Below are 17260 nucleotides of genomic sequence, written 5' to 3' on the forward strand. Positions count from 1 at the left end.
AGGCTAGAGTTATCTATGCCCTTAAATTGAAAAGCTCAAGATTATCGTCTTGAGCTTTTTTTGTTTTGAAGCTTAATTATTTATCTAGGCTGATTATTAATAGAAACAAAAACGAATCACTATTGTTCTATTTGCATGCTATTGCGCGCAAATACTAGCTGGTTTCTACCTTGCTCTTTTGCCATATAAAGCAGTTCATCAGCAGCTTTAATCTGTTCATCTAACTTAGCGTCTAAATCGGTTACGCCGATACTGATACTGACCTTGATTCTTTGAGAGTCATGTTCAACAACGTGGTTTTCAATTGCTTCTCTCATGGACTCTAAGTTGTCAACAAAGCTCTCAAACGCACCACATGACTGAATACAAAACTCTTCGCCGCCGAAGCGCACAGCGACATCATCTTTGAAATGCTCTTTGATGATTTTACCTACATCGATCAGTACGGCATCACCACCATCGTGGCCAAACGTGTCATTCACTTTCTTAAAGAAATCGATATCCATCATGGCGATGTTTCGTTGATCGCAGCCCTTACAAGTGTGATTAAACAGGTAGCGACGATTCCATAAGCCAGTAAGAGCGTCCTCGTTGGCATGTCGAAACAGCTCGTTGGCCGCCTCTTTCATATCAAGCAGTTGATGGATTCGGCAGAAAAATTCTTCTTGGTTAAAAGGCTTGTAAAGGAAGTCGTTAGCACCCGCTTTAAGAAATCGAGCAGTCATGGTGCGGTCATCGCTGCCCGATAGCCCAAGAATAGCTAACTGATTTCTATCGTGATCGCGTCGAATCTCACGGATCATCGCTATACCGTCTTTCTTCGGCATATCATGGTCTGTAACAACGAATGTAATATCGGGATCGTTATGAAGCAGCTTTAATGCTTGTTCGCCATCTTCGGCTTGGATGGTTTGGATATATTGGTGTTCTAGAAGTTGAGCTATGTAACGGCGAACGACCGCAGAATCATCGACAACCAATGCTTTGTGGTGGCGATTATTTGAAATTCTTTGAACTAGAGGGAGTAGGTAGCTTACTGATGACATACTATCTTTAAGTATGTAATCGATAACGCCTTTTGCTAGGACTTGCTCACGCAGTTGATTATCAAACATCCCGGTAAGAACAATAATTTTCTGTTGATAGCCTAAGACGAGATCAATGATCTCACCATCTTGCCCGTCAGGTAAGCAGTAATCTAATACGGCACACAAGAAATCGGTCTCTTGTTCCAAGATGTTTTTTGCTTCTGCAATCGATTCTGCAAGCGCCACCTCATAACCGCTATTTTTAAGCTGTTGGTACAGGTAGTTGCGGAATGCTCGGCTATCTTCCACCACTAGTATTTTTTCACTCACAAGCGATCCCTACTTATAGACTAAATACTCGTTAACAATAGTATCAGAAGAGCTTATGACTATTGAAGCGAAACCTTTTTAGCTGGACTCGAGATCGTTTTAAATCTGATAAAAACTGGATTATACTGTTTATAGGTACAGTTGTAAGATCGGATAATTCCTAGATGTGTAGCGCGGATGAAGAGAAAGTAAGGAAAATAATTCATGTTGATATGGATTGTTTTTACGCGGCTGTAGAAATGCGTGATAACCCTGCTTACCGAAACCGCCCGCTAGCTGTTGGTGGGCATGAAAAGCAGCGTGGTGTGTTGAGTACCTGTAATTACGAAGCTCGCAAGTTTGGTATTCGCTCTGCAATGCCGACCGGAAAAGCCCTACAGCTTTGTCCTAATCTATTGGTGGTACCGGGGAGAATGTCGGTCTATGTCGAGATATCTAAAAAGATCCGCGAAATCTTCTCTCGCTACACATCTGTTATTGAGCCTCTTTCGTTGGATGAAGCTTTCCTCGATGTTACCGATTCCAAGCAGTGTCATGGTTCAGCAACACTGATTGCCGAGTCGATTCGCCGTGATATTTGGAATGAGCTTAACTTAACTGCTTCTGCAGGTATTGCGCCGATTAAATTTTTGGCGAAAGTAGCCTCGGATCTGAATAAGCCCAATGGTCAGTTTGTCATTCCTCCACAAGACGTACAATCAGTGATAGATGAATTACCACTTGAAAAGATTCCCGGTGTCGGCAAGGTGAGCATTGAAAAGCTCCATCAAGCAGGCTTCTTTACTTGTAAGGATATTAAGGAGTCTGACTATCGCGACCTCTTACTCAAGTTTGGCCGTCAGGGTGCATCGCTTTGGAAGCGCAGTCATGGTATTGATGATCGAGAAGTCATCATTGAACGTGAGCGAAAATCAGTAGGCGTAGAGCGCACATTCACCCAAAATATTTCTACTTACGAACAGTGTTGGCAGGTAATTGAAGACAAGCTGTTTCCTGAACTTGAAACTCGCTTAGAAAAAGCCAGTCCAAGCAAAGCTATCATCAAGCAGGGAATCAAACTCAAGTTCGCCGACTTTCAGCAAACGACTATTGAACACATTCATGCTTCTCTTGACCGCGAACACTTCAAAGAGCTGCTAAGTGAAATACTCAAAAGGCAGCAAGGCCGAGAAATACGCCTGCTTGGTTTGAGTGTGATGCTGCAACCCAAAGATCAAATGCGTCAGCTGAGTTTCTTTTAGGGTAAGGCATCGGGAGTCTCGATTTAGAAGTGTTGGTATTGGAATACCGACTAGACTTGACAACCTAATCGGTTTTTCTAAACAAGAAAATTAGCTTATCTAGGAAGCTGCTTCACTCGCGCTAGGGTGTCACTGAATGGCTGTTGCTCTAGCTTACCGTAACCGACCATTTTACTGGCTTTCAGTTTGGTTGAAAGCGGGGTGGCGATTCCACATAAGAAGCGAGTAATAGCCTCGTCGGTAATCAACTGTTGGCTAGCAGAAATGAATTCATGTATCCATGTCATCACCGTCTCATCATCGACAGGTTCAACATCAACGGTTGGTAGTGTCGCTACTTCGCCTCGGCATACGGAGCAGTGACCACAGTTGGTTGGCGCCTTATCATCTGCAAAGTAACTCGCAAGGCGCGAGCTTAGACAGGTATCGGCTTCAAAGAAGCTCAGCATCTGATTAAGACGATTGATTTCGCTGTTCTCTTTTGCTTTAAACAACTCAGTTAGACGCTCGGACAGTTGCATCATATCTTCAGAGGTATTGTGAATCGCGTAGACATCTGTGATTTGTTTGCTTTCTAGCTCAATCCAACCCTGTTCGTTGAAGTAATCAATAGCCGCGATAACACGTTGGCGATCCGCTTGGAAATGAGTCCAAAGCGCATCGAAGTCGACTTGGCACCAGACTCTCGCTTGTGGTGAACATTGGAAGATCGCTTCTACAAAATGACGACGTTCGCCTTGGAACTGCTCGCAGATCTGCTGTTTAGGGCGAATGAACTTAAATTTGTAATCCGCGAAGTAGCTGTACTTTGGCTCAATCACCCCTTCAATTTCAAGGTAAACCAGCAGTGTTTTCAGCGGTAGCTGCCGAATGTTAGATTCACGCGATAGTTGGTTAAGCATGATCTCCCATTGATTCGAACCCGAAGCATTAATGTTTTGGTTTTCGTAGATCTCTTTTAATACTGCCTGGATCGATATGTTGTCTGGCGTATCGCCAAATACAAAGTTCTCTAATGTGCTCAAGCCGTGTTTGTTCGCGAGCAAAATACACTGAGAAGCTTGCCCATCTCGTCCTGCTCTACCTATCTCTTGCGAGTAGTTCTCTATCGATTTTGGTAAGTCAAAGTGAATCACTCGGCGAATATTTGACTTGTCGACACCCATACCAAATGCAATGGTTGCTACGATACAGTTGACGTCATCACTCATGAATTGATGTTGGATGGCATCTCTGTTTTCTGGCTTAAGGCCAGCATGATAAGCCACAGCGTTAACACCAGCATTACGAAGTTGCTGAGCGACCATTTCTGCTGTTTGTTGAAGAGTGACATACACAATAGTCGGAGCGAGAGAAGCTTGGTTGACGACATTGCACAAGGTTTCTAGTTTGCTGGCTTGTTCGCAAGGTTGAATTGAAAGGTCTAGGTTTTGACGATAGAAGCCAGTAACTACTACACGTTCCTCATCGATATCAAACTTAGACTTCATATCTTGGATAACAGAGGTCGTCGCGGTTGCCGTGAGCAATAGCACTTGAGGAATATTCAGTTGTTTTTGGTATTGAGGTAGTTTCAGATAGTCTGGTCTGAAGTTGTGACCCCATTCCGAGATACAGTGCGCCTCATCGACCACAAGTAACGAGATAGGCACTTGGGAGATAAACTGACGAAAGCGTTCGTTCTTCAAGCGTTCAACCGAGATCATTAGGATTTTTGTGTCACCGTTACGTACCGACTGCATAACCTGTTGTGTGGTTTGTCTGTCTTGGCTTGATTCGATGGCAGCCGCGCTGATGCCTTTACTGTGTAAGAAGCTGAGTTGGTCTTTCATTAAGGCTAACAGTGGCGATATCACCAAGGTTAAATGAGGAAGCTCTAATGCGGGTAATTGGTAGCAAAGCGACTTACCTGATCCCGTCGGGAATATCGCGGCTGTCGAGTGACCAGATAGAACATTATCAATGACTTGCTTTTGTCCGTTTCGTAGTGAATCGAATCCGAATACTTGTTTTAGCTTCTGCTCAATCATTTATGTTCTACCTGATCTAATAAGTGTCGTATTGATGCTAAAGCGCGCGCCTATTCATGATAGCGTCGCTCGTTGAATCAAATGTCTTGCACCTGATTGTACCTAATTCTATTCTGTAGCTCCTATAGAAAAGCACCCCAATAGTATGAATAAGTCTGAGCTTCGACAAATAATCATTGAGCAACTCGAAACCCGATTACGTATCGCACAGTCTGCTACCCAGCGTGCCATTGACGCCGCGACCGATGAAGAGACAGTGCCAGAGCACAAGTACGACACCTTAGCTCTAGAAGCCTCGTATCTTGCCCACGGACAAGCGGTGAGAGTGCAAGAGTGTGAAGATGATATTCAGTGTTACCGAAACCTGGTATTGCGTGACAGTGAAAAAATTACGGTGAGTAGCTATGTGGTGGTGATTGACGAGCATGACCAATATAAACACTTTTTCATGGGGCCGAGAGTTGGTGGACTCTCTGTTATGTGGAATGATCATGAAGTTGCGATTGTGACCGCGAACGCGCCGTTTGGTCGGGCTTTAATGGGTAAAGAAGTTGGCGATGAAATTGAGTTTAAGGTCGCTGATAAACAGTTTTGCTACGAAGTTATATCTATCGACTAACTAACTGGCTAATAGATATAAAACGTTTCTCTGACAAAGAAGCATAAACCCAAGGTATAGTAATTTGTCAGATTGATGAGAGGATGTTATGAAAAACAGTGTATTAATTGCATCACTAACAGCGGCAATCTCTGTTGTGAGCCTGCCAACGTTTGCAGCGCAGTGTCGAGTTGATTTGAAGAATGAATTACGAATCGATGACCAGAAAGTCGAAATCCATCAGGTGAATGGCGATACAGCGGTCTTCGATGAAAACAATGACCTCTATATCCATGGCGAAAAAGTTGAGCTCGATGCTAACCAACAAGCTGCAATAGAGAAGTATCGTGACAGCATGAGTGAGTATTTACCTCGCGCAAAGCAAATGGCTAACGAGAGCTTAGCATTAGCCAATGACGTTATTGATGATATTGCTGCTAGCCTAGATTCGCCTGAGTCGTTTGATAACGTAAAAGAGTCAATGAAGACGTACTTTGCTGAACTTGAGGCTCGTTACTACAAAGATGGTGAGCTAGTACTACCAGCAGATAGCTTCGACTCGATGGCAAATGGCTGGTCTGAAGATTTTGAAAAGGCCAAAGAGATCTTTAACCAAGAGTTTATCTCAAGTGCATTCAATGCAATGTCGGAAAAGATGAAGCAAGAGGGTGGGCTAAATCTTACTGAACTGGCTGACAGCATGGCGGATCTCAAGCTTAAAGTTGAAGAGCGAATGAAAGAACATGCTCAGCAAATGGAAGAAGAAGGCACCGAATTCTGTGATTCACTTGATGAGATGGCAGAACAAGAGCAAGAACTGCATGAAATCATTCCGAACCTGAAAGATTACCAAGTATTCACGATTTAATTCGAGTCTAGTGATGAATAGCAAGAGCACCAGTTGGTGCTCTTTTTGTTTGTATAGTTCACTCAATGATAAGTATCAATTTTGTGGCCTGGCTCTGTTGATGATTCTTTAGTGCCTATATTTGGAAAACTATCGAACTGGTTCGTTGTTAATTTTGTGGTTCTAAATAGCGTATTGATTGTAAAAATTAGAGAATTGTTCATTTATTGGTTGTGTCTATCATTGCTTTTGATTACTGTACTTCTCAACTAGTTCACTGATTTTTATGCGGGCAATATGGACCAACAATCATCCTCTTCAAGAGAGCTATTTAGTTCTCGTTTGGGTTTTATTTTAGCAGCGGCTGGTGCAGCTGTTGGCTTGGGTAATATTTGGGGTTTCCCAACTCAAGTTGCGAGCAATGGCGGTGGTGCTTTTCTGCTTGTTTACCTAATCATGATCTTCGTGGTTGCTTTTCCTATGCTGGTGGTTGAGATGGCGATTGGCCGTCATGGCCAAGCGAACCCTGTCGATAGCATGCGTTCACTAACTGCTAACCCGCTAGGCAAGAAAGTCGGTGAATTTGTTGGCTGGATTGGTCTTAGTGTTCCAAGCGCAGTATTAGCCTTTTATAGCATTGTCGGCGGTTGGTTGATCTGCTTCCTAATCGGCGCTGTTGCTGATCTGATTGGCCTAGAGGCGATTGCGGATTGGTTTAAAGGCTTCAGCGTTGAGCGTAATGTTTTTGGTACAGTTGCGTTCTACGTACTGACGATTTTGATTGTACAGGGCGGTGTTAAGCAAGGTATCGAGAAGTGGTCGACGCGTTTAATGCCAGCACTGTTTGTATTGTTCGGCCTATTGTTTGTTTACATCATGACGCAATCTGGCGCGATGGAAGGCTTAAAACATTACCTAGTTCCAGACTTTGAGAAAGTGTGGGATAGAAAGCTGATTCTAGCAGCGATGGGGCAAGGCTTCTTCTCGCTAACGATTGGTGGCTGTTCAATGTTGGTTTATGGCTCTTACTTAAGTAAGAAAGAGAACCTACCAAAAATGGCGATGAACGTAACCTTGGTTGATACTGCTGTAGCCTTTATTGCCGGTTTAGTGGTTATGCCTGCGATGTTTGTTGCGATGCAAAAAGGTGTTCAAATCTACGCCGAAGATGGCTCGCTGTTAAGTTCTGACACGCTAGTGTTCACGGTTCTGCCTTTGATGTTTGATAGTTTAGGTGTGCTTGGGCAGATCTTCGCGATTGTTTTCTTCCTACTGCTAACGATTGCTGCACTGACTTCTTCTATTTCAATGTTAGAAGGCCCGGTAGCACTAGTGAGTGAGCGCTTCAATACCAGAAGAACGCCAACAAGTTGGGTGATTGGTGGTGCTATCGCACTATTCAGTGTGGTAATTGTTTACAATTTTGCTGCAATGTTTGGCATGGTGGCGATGATAGCGACTCAATACCTTCAACCGATCGCCGCATTGATGTTCTGTTTGTTTGGCGGTTGGGTATGGACCCGAGCTTCAAAAGTGAAAGAGCTTGAGCAAGGTTGCCCTGATTTTCAGCTTGGCTGGTTTGGTAAGGTTTGGCCGATGTATGTGAAGTTCGTGTGCCCAATCTTAGTGGCAACGGTGATATGGGCTTCTTTCGGATAGTGACCAGCTAACGACTACATCATTATATTTGCTATTCAAGGCCACTCAATAAAGAGTGGCTTTGTTGTTTTTATATAATGCTATAGCCGCACGAACAAGATAGAAAAAAGGCGCTGAACATAATATTCAGCGCCTTTGTATTTTTAGTTAAGCAATCGTGATTACTTAATTTCCATACCTTGAGCTTGTAGGTCTGCATGGTAAGAAGAACGTACAAACGGACCACACGCAGCGTGTGTGAAGCCAAGTTCAAGAGCAATCTCTTTCAGCTCATCGAACTCTGAAGGCGGCACGTAGCGCTCTACTGGTAAGTGGTGACGGCTTGGTGCTAGGTATTGACCTAGTGTCAGCATAGTTACACCGTGTTCGCGAAGATCTTTCAGAACTTGAACGATCTCTTCTTTTGTTTCACCAAGGCCCATCATTACACCAGACTTTGTTGGGATATCTGGGTGTTGCTCTTTGAATTTCTTCAGTAGATCTAGGGACCATTTGTAGTTCGCACCTGGACGCGCTTTACGGTATAGACGTGGCGCTGTCTCTAGGTTGTGGTTGAAAACATCTGGCGGGTTGTCTTTCATTAGGTCAAGCGCAACGTCCATACGACCACGGAAGTCTGGAACCAGTGTTTCGATACGAATATTTGGGTTTAGCTCGCGAATCTCACGGTTACAGTCAGCAAAGTGCTGAGCACCGCCGTCACGCAAGTCATCGCGGTCAACTGAAGTGATTACAACGTACTTCAGTTTCATGTCTTTAATTGTCTTAGCCAGTTTCTTCGGCTCTTCCGCTTCAGGAGCAACTGGACGACCATGGGCAACATCACAGAACGGGCAGCGACGAGTACAGATAGCGCCAAGAATCATAAACGTTGCCGTACCGTGGTTGAAACACTCGGCTAGGTTAGGGCAAGACGCTTCTTCACAAACTGAGTGCAGGTTGTTTTTGCGCATTGCTGATTTGATTTCTTGGATACGATGGCTGTCTGAAGGAAGTTTAATCTTCATCCATTCTGGCTTACGTAGCACTTCTTTCTGTTCAGCAGGCATATTCTTTACGGGAATTAATGCCATTTTGTCAGCGTCACGATATTTAACGCCTTTTTCCATTTGGATTGGTTTGCTCATGATTTTATGCTTCTGCTGTAATGTTACTGGTGGCTTGAATGTCTACTTGGTCATAGCCGAGCAGCTCTACGAGCTCTTGTATTAACTGTTGCTCAACGTTCTCTAATTCACTTGGTCCGCCAAGTTGGCTGACTTGTGCCATTTCCATACCTTGATAACCACATGGGTTAATGCGCAGAAACGGAGACAGGTCCATATCAACGTTCAGTGCTAGCCCATGGAATGAGCAGCCACGTCGAATTCGTAGTCCGAGTGAACAGATTTTCTTGCCATCGACATAAACACCAGGAGCGTCCGGTCGGGCAGCTGAATCTATATTGTAAGCTTTCAGAGTGTTGATTACGAGGTTCTCGATATGAGTAACTAAATCGCGCACTCCGAATTTCTTGCGGCGGATGTTAATCAGAAAGTACGCCACTAACTGACCTGGGCCATGGTAAGTCACTTGGCCACCGCGATCGCTTTGTATCACAGGGATATCGCCAGCATTTAATACATGCTCAGCTTTGCCTGCTTGTCCTTGAGTGAAGACAGGGTTGTGTTCAACCAACCATACTTGGTCTACGTCTTCTTCTGTGCGTTCGTCTGTGAACTTATGCATGGCTTTCCACACAGGTTCATAATCCTGACGGCCTAATTTTTTTACGATTAGCTTATTTTGCAAAGCGGCACTCCCTCAAGGATTAATAAAGTGAACGCATTATAAACGCGAAACATGATTCTAACTACAGACGGACTGCAAGGTTTTTCAACTTTCTTTGTGTTTATTGAAAATTAAGTTGAATGAATTTGACTGCGATAGGGTGCTTTAAACAAAAACAGCGGCAATAAGCCGCTGTTTTTCATGCGTAATCGAAGATTACAGAACCATACGAACGATTTCGATCTCGCCCAGTTCTTTGTATAGAGTTTCTACTTGCTCAATTGACGTCGCAGTAATATTGATAGAAACAGAGTGGTAGTTACCTTTTGCACTCGGTTTTAGCGTTGGGCTGTAGTCACCAGGAGCATGACGCTGGATCACTTCTAGCACTAGCTCAGTCAGTTCTGGCTTAGCGTGGCCCATTACTTTGTAAGTGAATGAACAAGGGAACTCTAAGAGGTCTTTTAGTTTTGCATCAGAATTGATGTTCATGATTAGCTCCAAAAGGCTAGACTCTCGCAACTTGGCGAAATGTCGATAAAAAGCGTGTTCGGTCAACAGACACGAGTAATAAGGCGGAATATTACGTGTAAATATCACTGAACTCAAGATCAACAAAAGCCGCACATGGCGGCTTTTGGTTCGCTAATGAGTAAATAGTGAATTTACTCATTAGGTTAGCTTTCCAACAAGCTAAGGTTTTGTTTAGAACAAACCTTAGGCTTACTTAGAATAAGCCTTTGAATAGCAGTACTAAGTAGTCCCATAGACGGCTGAATAGGCTGCCTTGGTCTACATCTTCAAGTGCAAGTAGTGGGTATTCAGCAACGTCTTCACCGTCTACTTGGTAGAAGAGTTTACCAACCACATCACCTTTGCTGATTGGCGCTTCTAGCTCTTTTTCAAGAACGAAGCTAGCCTTCAGGTTCTTAGCTTGACCACGAGGTAGCGTAACGAAAGTATCTTCATCGACACCTAGTGCAACTGTGTCCTTGCTACCCATCCAGATCTTCTCTTCTACGAAGGTTTCACCCGCTGTGTGTGGTGCCACTGTTTCGAAGAAGCGGAAGCCGTAGCTCAGTAGCTTTTTGCTTTCTGTTTTACGAGCGTTCGCATTTTTCGTGCCCATCACAACCGCAACTAGGCGCATTTTGCCTTCTGTCGCTGAGCTGACTAGGCTGTAACCTGCATTGCTTGTGTGGCCAGTTTTGATGCCATCAACGTTCATGCTCTTATCCCATAACAGACCGTTACGGTTGTACTGGGTGATGCCGTTGTAAGTGAATTTCTTCTGTGAGTAGATGCGGTACTCGTCAGGCACGTCGCGAATTAGCGCCTGGCCAAGTAGTGCCATATCATAAGGTGTTGAGTATAGATTCGGGTTGTCTAGACCGTGCACGTTAGCAAAGTGCGTGTCTTTCATACCTATAGAGCTTGCCCATGCGTTCATTAGGTCAACGAAAGCATCTTCAGAGCCAGCGATGTGTTCAGCCATCGCAACACATGCATCGTTACCAGATTGAATGATGATACCGCGGTTCAGTTCTTCAACTTTCACCGTTGTACCTACTTCAACAAACATCTTAGATGAATCTGGGAAGTTTTTAGCCCAAGCATTTTCACTGATTACAACATCGTCGTTTAGGTTGATGTTGCCACGCTCTAGCTCTTGGCCGATCACGTAGCTCGTCATCATCTTGGTTAAACTTGCTGGAGAAAGCTGAGTATTCATCTCTTTCTCTGCTAGTACTTTGCCTGAATGGTAATCCATCAGAACAAAACCTTTAGCGGCGATTTGAGGTGCATCAGGAACAACAATAGGAGCGGCGAATGACGATGTAGCTATCGTTGCAGAAAGAGCAACAGAAGTAGCAAAAATCGATTTAACAAGTTTATTAGATTTAATCATTTTGAATGCAATTATTTGGTGAACTATTCATATATTAACAGAATCACTCTGTCACACCAGAGCGCTGATTACCAGAAGTAACTGTTAGATTAATTAGCGAGTTAGGGTGTGTTTTTTTATATAAGCTGACGGGTAACCCATTAGCTTAACTTGTTCTAATTTCTCTTGAGTCAGAGCATAGTCATGAAATGGTCCAATCATTAGGCGGTAGTTGTCATCATTTGGCTGCAAGAACGTTGCTACTCCTAGCTTTTCGCCTAGATCTTTAGCTAACTTCTCGGTTCTATCTTCATGAGGCGATGTCGCGACTTGAATAATAAATTGCGGTAAAGCGGCCTTTTTATTTGCGTCGGTTGGCATAGCGACAGTAATGACTTCTATCTCAACATTTGCAGTGCCAGTTCTCAATACATCGAGCTTATAAGCTGCCGCATAACTAAGGTCAATGATTCGGCCATCATGGAATGGACCGCGGTCATTGATACGAACAATCGTCGTTTTGTTATTGTCGGTATTCGTCACCTTTACATAGCTTGGAATTGGCAATGTTTTGTGCGCTGCCGACATCGAATACATGTCGTAAATCTCGCCATTAGACGTTAAATGACCATGAAATTTCTTACCGTACCAAGAGGCTTTGCCCTTCTCTGTAAAGCCTTCGGTCTTTTTTACGATCTTGTAGTCTTTGCCACGCAGTGTGTAATCCGTGTTACCACCTAAACTATAAGGTTCATACTGAGGATGAGCATCCTCTAAATGCTCTACCGAGATCGGTGCGTCTGGTGCAATATCTGAATCAATATCGTAGCGTCCAGTTGGCTTCTGTGAAGAGCAACCATTGATTAAAATGGCTAGCCCTAAGATAGAGACTATTTTTTTTATTGGCAGCTCATCAACCAAGGATGCTTTTTTGGAAAATGTTGTAATAGACATCGATTAGGTCGCCTTTGAGAATGCTTTTCTGTGTGTATGGATCGACATTAAAATACCAAAACCTGCCATAAGGGTAACCATTGAAGTACCGCCATAGCTGACTAAAGGAAGAGGAACACCAACCACAGGTAAAATGCCACTTACCATGCCAATATTTACAAAAATATAAACGAAGAAGCTCAGCACGATACTGCCGCCCATCATTCGACCGAATGCGGTTTGAGCTTGGCTCGCAAGCACTAAGCCACGTCCAATAATAAACAGGTAGATAGCAAGCAAAAATAGAATGCCTATCATGCCCCACTCTTCGGCAATTACTGCAAAAATGAAATCGGTATGGCGCTCTGGGATGAATTCTAGTTGAGACTGAGTACCTTGCAGCCAGCCTTTTCCGGATATACCACCAGAACCTATCGCAATCTTACTTTGAATGATGTGGTAGCCCGCACCTAATGGATCTGATTCAGGATCAAAAAGGGTTCTTACACGTACTTTTTGATATTCACGCATCAAGAAGAACCACAAAATTGGAATAAACGCCCCGAGGGCTATTGCAGCACTGGCAATTATTTTCCAACTGATACCCGCTAGGAATATCACGAAGATACCTGATGCGGCGATAAGGATAGACGTACCTAGGTCGGGTTGTTTTGCGATTAGAATCGTCGGTACAAACACCATCACTAGCGAGATGGCTAATGTTTGGAATGTCGGTGGTAGTGAACGCTTACCAATAAACCGTGCCAGCATCAAAGGCACTGCCAGTTTTAACAGCTCTGAGGGTTGGAATCGAACAAAGCCGAAGTTAAGCCAACGCTGTGCACCCTTAGATGCTTCACCAAAGAAGAGTACGCCTAGCAGTAGAATGACGCCACCAGCGAATAGCACGGGGGCTAAAGTTTCGTAGGTTCGTGGTGATATTTGAGCTAAGAAGATCATTACACCCAAAGACAGTGCCATACGCATTGCCTGGCGATCCATCATCGCAAGGCTTTGGCCGCTTGCGCTATACATGATCAGTAGGGCAAAGCCCATTAAAACCAGAATGCCAAGCAATAGCGGCAGGTCGATATGCAGCCTTTCAAATAGGGCTCTATTTCGTCCAGTTGAAGGATCAAGTTTCATTATTTAATTGGCTCACTTTGATAATCTTCTGCAAGGATAATATGGTCCAAAATTCTTCTTACTACTGGACCGCCGTTAGAAGAACCACCACCTGCGTTCTCTAGAACGATAGTTACGACGGCTTCAGGGTCTTCAAAAGGCGCGTAACCGGTAAAGAGGGCGTGATCGCGTAAGTGCTCTGCGATTTCATCTGCGTTGTACTCTTCATCTTCTTTCAAGCCGAATACCTGTGCGGTACCAGATTTACCAGCGGTTTGGTAAGACATCTTCTGGAATGAACGTCTTGCGGTGCCTTTCTTACCGTGGTTAGCTAGCCTCATACCTTCTTGCGCGATATTCCAATATTTCTTCTTCACCCCGGTTAGCGGTGGATAAGTTTCAATGTCCGACATGACTTGTTCGTCGAATGGGCGGCCGTTATCAATGGTTGCACGCAGCAGGTGAGGTGCCGTTACTTCGCCTTCATTCACCAAGACTGATGTGGCTTTTGCGATCTGCATTGGTGTTGCAGTCCAGTAGCCTTGACCAATGCCCACTGGGATGGTGTCACCTTGGTACCAAGGTACGCGGTGCCTTGCCATCTTCCAATCACGAGTTGGCATATTGGCTTTGCTTTCTTCATAAATATCGATACCCGTGTAGTCGCCAAATCCAAACATCATCATCCATTTGGATATGCGATCAATACCAAGGTCATAAGCAATTTGGTAAAAGAAGGTATCTACTGACTCTTCAATCGCTTTCTCTATATCAACGACACCGTGTCCCCAACGTAACCAGTCACGGAATGGTCTTGTTTTTGAATTAGGGATCTTCCAATAACCTGGGTCATTACGCGTTGTATTCGGTGTAATCACACCTTCTTGCAGAGCTGCAACAGCAATGAAGGGTTTGATCGTCGATGCTGGTGGATAAATACCTAGCGTTGCACGGTTAACCAAAGGGCGGTCTTTATCTTGAAGCAGGGCGTTATAACCTTTAGACGAAATGCCATGTACGAACGCATTCGGGTCATAGCTCGGGCTTGAGACCATGGCTAACACGCCATTGTCTTTTGGGTCGAGAACGATGGCTGAACCACGGCGGCCATCAAGTAACTTATGTACATATAGTTGTAGTTTGATATCCAAATTGAGCACGATATCTTTACCCGGAACCGAAGGCACAAACTTAAGCGTACGGATCACTCGTCCACGACTGTTGACTTCGACTTCTTGATAGCCAGCGGTACCGTGCAACATGTCTTCGTAGTAGCGCTCAATGCCAAGCTTACCTATGTCGCGAGTAGCTTGGTAATTGGCGTCTTTCTCTTCTCTTGCTAGGCGCTGCATATCACGGTCGTTGATGCGCGATACGTAGCCAATCACATGAGTCAGTACATCACCATAAGGGTAGAAACGTTTTAACGTACCTGTAACTTCAACACCTGGGAACTTATGTTGGTTTACAGAGAAAACTGCAACCTGTTCTTCGGTAAGCTGATTGAGAATAGGCACTGACTTGAAGCGTCGTGAATTACGGCGATCACGATTAAAACGTTCGATACGTTCTGGTGGGATCTCGATTAGCGCTTGTAGACGGGCAAGCGTGTCATCCATATCTTTGATTTTTTCGGGTATGATTTCTAGATTGAAAACCGGGCGGTTTTCGGCAAGAAGCACGCCGTTGCGATCGTAAATCAAACCACGGTTGGGTGCGATTGGAACGACCTTGATACGGTTGTCGTTAGAACGAGTTTTATAGTCTTGGTATTGATTGACCTGAATGTTGTACAGGTTAACAACCAACATCGACATCATAACTATGATCCCCGCAAACGCAACAAAAGCACGACTAGTAAATAGTCGTGCTTCTGCTTTGTAATCACGGATTTGGCTACGTTTACGTAACATTAACGCTTATTCTCGATGATAAGGGTGGTTAGCAGTGATGCTCCAAGCTCGATACAAGCTTTCAGCCATGATAACGCGTACTAATGGGTGAGGGAGAGTAAGCGCAGACAGAGACCAACTTTGGTCCGCAGCCGCTTTACATGCAGGTGCTAATCCTTCAGGCCCGCCAATTAGGATAGAAACATCACGTCCATCCAACTTCCAGCTTTCCAATTGCTCAGCCAGTTGTGGTGTATCCCATTTTCTTCCTGGGATATCGAGCGTGACAATTCGGTTGCCTTTTGGCACCGCTGCCAGCATCGCTTCACCTTCTTTCTGAAGAATACGTGCAATATCGGCATTTTTACCGCGCTTTCCTGCAGTAATTTCAATGAGCTCTAACGGCATATCGTGAGGGAAGCGACGTTTGTATTCTTGAAACCCTTCTTCAACCCACTTTGGCATTTTTGTGCCAACTGCGATTAACTGGATCTTCAAAGCTTATCCCCAAAGTTTTTCTAGCTGGTACAGTTCACGATGTTCTTCTTGCATAACATGAAGCATGCTTGTGCCCATATCTAGAACAACCCATTCACCTTCTTGCTGGCCGTCCATGCCTAGTGGCTGCATACCTGCTTTACGCACTTCATCAGCAACGTGCTGTGCAATAGAAGCAACATGGCGCTTAGAGGTACCAGTACAAACAATCATGTAATCAGTAACGCTTGATTTGCCTTCTACATCGATAGTCACAATCGATTCTGCTTTCATGTCGTCGGCTTTGTCTGCAAGAAAATCTTTAAGTTCTTCACGTAACACGGGGTGTTCCTTTAATCTGAATTTAGCTTTTTAGGGGCTGTTGACCCTAGAATATACCACGCTTTTATGCGTGGAATGGTATTGAAGCTGAAGGGATACAAAACTCTACGCTTAACTGATGAATTAGTGGCCAAGGCGACTGCTCATATTGAGTTTTTGTCATCAATTCAGCTTGAGTGAGCAACGCGAACAAAGAGTGTAATTGAGAAATCGAAACTCTTGTTAGCGCGGCGTTATAAAGAGGCTTTTTTGATTGCCAGATGCGGTGTTTCTCGAAGACCTGACCAATCGGGAACTGTTTCATTTGTTGCTGCATTTGCAGCAGTAAGGCGAGTTCTCGCTGCACGCTACGCAGTAAAATAACAGGCTCAACACCCTCAGCTTCCAATTGTCTTAAAATTCGCTGCGCTCGATTCCCTTTACCCGCCAGTAAGGCGTCACTCCAGTGGAACGGCGTAAAGTGGTTATGGCGACTCAGCGATTCTTCTAAGCGCACTAAAGTGAGCTTTCCATCCGGGTATTGTAGCGCCAGTTTCTCTAGGCTCTGAGTCAATGCAAAAAGGTTGCCTTCGTGCCATTGTGCCAACATTTGAATCGCCTCAGGATCTGGCGTTAAACCTATTTGACGGCAGCGAGCTTGGACAAATTGAGGTAATCGACTGACATCTGGCGTTAAGCAACTGACCCAGTGTCCTTGATTCGAGAGAGCCTTAAACCACTTAGCGTTTTCTTGAGCTTTAGTTAATTTAGTACCCACTAAGATCAACAAGATATCGCTGTGGATATGCTCGGAGATTGCGAGTAGCTCTTTTGCTATTGCGGCATTGACGCCTGACTCTGGCAGCTCCAGCTCGATGACTTGACGGCTAGAGAATAGGCTCAGTGCTTGAGTGCAGTCGTAGACTTGATTCCAGTCCAGACTGCTATCAATCGCAAAGCGGTGACGTTCTTCAAAGCCTTGCTGCTTTGCAGCCTTTTGAATCGCTTCTCGGCTCTCTTGCAACAGTAGAGGCTCGTTACCAAAAATGAGGTAAACATTACTCAACTGTTTAGCAAGTTGCTCTGATAAGCGGTCAGCAAAAATACGCATCAAATAAACC

At 44.4% G+C, this 17260-nt stretch carries 16 protein-coding genes; 4 read left to right on the forward strand and 12 right to left on the reverse strand.

Annotated elements, in window-relative coordinates; genetic code table 11:
- Positions 1-119 precede the first annotated feature (119 nt).
- Positions 120-1358 carry a GGDEF domain-containing response regulator gene (locus OCV56_RS03535; protein ID WP_086715963.1) on the reverse strand — a complete coding sequence of 413 codons (1239 nt, stop codon included), beginning with the start codon at positions 1356-1358 and terminating at the stop codon, positions 120-122.
- Positions 1359-1522: 164 nt separating this feature from the next.
- Here OCV56_RS03535 and dinB point away from each other — a divergent pair, with 164 nt between their 5' ends.
- A complete protein-coding gene (gene dinB, locus OCV56_RS03540) occupies positions 1523-2599 on the forward strand; it encodes a DNA polymerase IV (RefSeq protein WP_086715961.1) in 1077 nt (358 codons plus the stop codon).
- A gap of 95 nt (positions 2600-2694) precedes the next feature.
- Here the strand turns inward: dinB and OCV56_RS03545 are convergent, their stop codons facing one another.
- Positions 2695-4629, reverse strand: coding sequence for a RecQ family ATP-dependent DNA helicase (locus OCV56_RS03545; RefSeq protein WP_086715959.1), 1935 nt, complete (start codon positions 4627-4629; stop codon positions 2695-2697).
- Between the two features lie 145 nt (positions 4630-4774).
- Here OCV56_RS03545 and OCV56_RS03550 point away from each other — a divergent pair, with 145 nt between their 5' ends.
- The 3 genes from OCV56_RS03550 to OCV56_RS03560 all read left to right on the forward strand — a co-directional run bounded on the left by OCV56_RS03550 (position 4775) and on the right by OCV56_RS03560 (position 7733).
- Positions 4775-5248 carry a GreA/GreB family elongation factor gene (locus tag OCV56_RS03550; RefSeq protein ID WP_086715956.1) on the forward strand — a complete coding sequence of 158 codons (474 nt, stop codon included), beginning with the start codon at positions 4775-4777 and terminating at the stop codon, positions 5246-5248.
- A gap of 88 nt (positions 5249-5336) precedes the next feature.
- On the forward strand, positions 5337-6095 hold the full coding sequence (locus OCV56_RS03555; RefSeq protein WP_086715954.1) for a YggN family protein: 759 nt from the start codon (positions 5337-5339) through the stop codon (positions 6093-6095).
- A gap of 276 nt (positions 6096-6371) precedes the next feature.
- On the forward strand, positions 6372-7733 hold the full coding sequence (locus tag OCV56_RS03560; RefSeq protein ID WP_086715952.1) for a sodium-dependent transporter: 1362 nt from the start codon (positions 6372-6374) through the stop codon (positions 7731-7733).
- Between the two features lie 161 nt (positions 7734-7894).
- Here the strand turns inward: OCV56_RS03560 and lipA are convergent, their stop codons facing one another.
- The 10 genes from lipA to holA form a co-directional block, all read right to left on the reverse strand.
- Entirely contained in the window at positions 7895-8860 is a 966-nt protein-coding gene (lipA, locus tag OCV56_RS03565) for a lipoyl synthase (protein ID WP_017059920.1), read from the reverse strand.
- 4 nt (positions 8861-8864) lie between these two features.
- Positions 8865-9524: a lipoyl(octanoyl) transferase LipB gene (lipB, locus tag OCV56_RS03570; protein ID WP_004737632.1), complete on the reverse strand. Its 660-nt coding sequence runs from the start codon at positions 9522-9524 to the stop codon at positions 8865-8867.
- A 195-nt stretch (positions 9525-9719) separates the two neighbouring features.
- Positions 9720-9998 (reverse strand): DUF493 family protein YbeD, encoded by a 279-nt coding sequence (gene ybeD, locus OCV56_RS03575; protein WP_026084358.1) that lies wholly within the window; start codon positions 9996-9998, stop codon positions 9720-9722.
- 232 nt (positions 9999-10230) lie between these two features.
- Complete coding sequence (locus tag OCV56_RS03580; protein ID WP_083702834.1) at positions 10231-11412, reverse strand: serine hydrolase; 1182 nt, start codon at positions 11410-11412, stop codon at positions 10231-10233.
- Between the two features lie 93 nt (positions 11413-11505).
- Entirely contained in the window at positions 11506-12345 is an 840-nt protein-coding gene (locus OCV56_RS03585; protein ID WP_086715950.1) for a septal ring lytic transglycosylase RlpA family protein, read from the reverse strand.
- 3 nt (positions 12346-12348) lie between these two features.
- Positions 12349-13470 (reverse strand): rod shape-determining protein RodA, encoded by a 1122-nt coding sequence (gene rodA, locus OCV56_RS03590; RefSeq protein ID WP_086715948.1) that lies wholly within the window; start codon positions 13468-13470, stop codon positions 12349-12351.
- Positions 13470-15362 carry a penicillin-binding protein 2 gene (gene mrdA, locus OCV56_RS03595; protein WP_086715946.1) on the reverse strand — a complete coding sequence of 631 codons (1893 nt, stop codon included), beginning with the start codon at positions 15360-15362 and terminating at the stop codon, positions 13470-13472. Before mrdA ends, rodA begins: the two co-directional genes overlap by 1 nt.
- A 6-nt stretch (positions 15363-15368) precedes the next feature.
- The gene (gene rlmH, locus OCV56_RS03600) at positions 15369-15839 is read right to left on the reverse strand and encodes a 23S rRNA (pseudouridine(1915)-N(3))-methyltransferase RlmH (RefSeq protein ID WP_017068506.1); all 471 of its coding nucleotides are present in this window, start codon (positions 15837-15839) and stop codon (positions 15369-15371) included.
- Positions 15840-15842: 3 nt separating this feature from the next.
- Positions 15843-16160, reverse strand: coding sequence for a ribosome silencing factor (rsfS, locus tag OCV56_RS03605; RefSeq protein WP_004735247.1), 318 nt, complete (start codon positions 16158-16160; stop codon positions 15843-15845).
- 64 nt (positions 16161-16224) lie between these two features.
- The gene (gene holA / locus OCV56_RS03610; protein WP_086715944.1) at positions 16225-17250 is read right to left on the reverse strand and encodes a DNA polymerase III subunit delta; all 1026 of its coding nucleotides are present in this window, start codon (positions 17248-17250) and stop codon (positions 16225-16227) included.
- Positions 17251-17260 lie beyond the last annotated feature (10 nt).

This window comes from Vibrio gigantis (assembly GCF_024347515.1).
Lineage (GTDB): Bacteria > Pseudomonadota > Gammaproteobacteria > Enterobacterales > Vibrionaceae > Vibrio > Vibrio gigantis.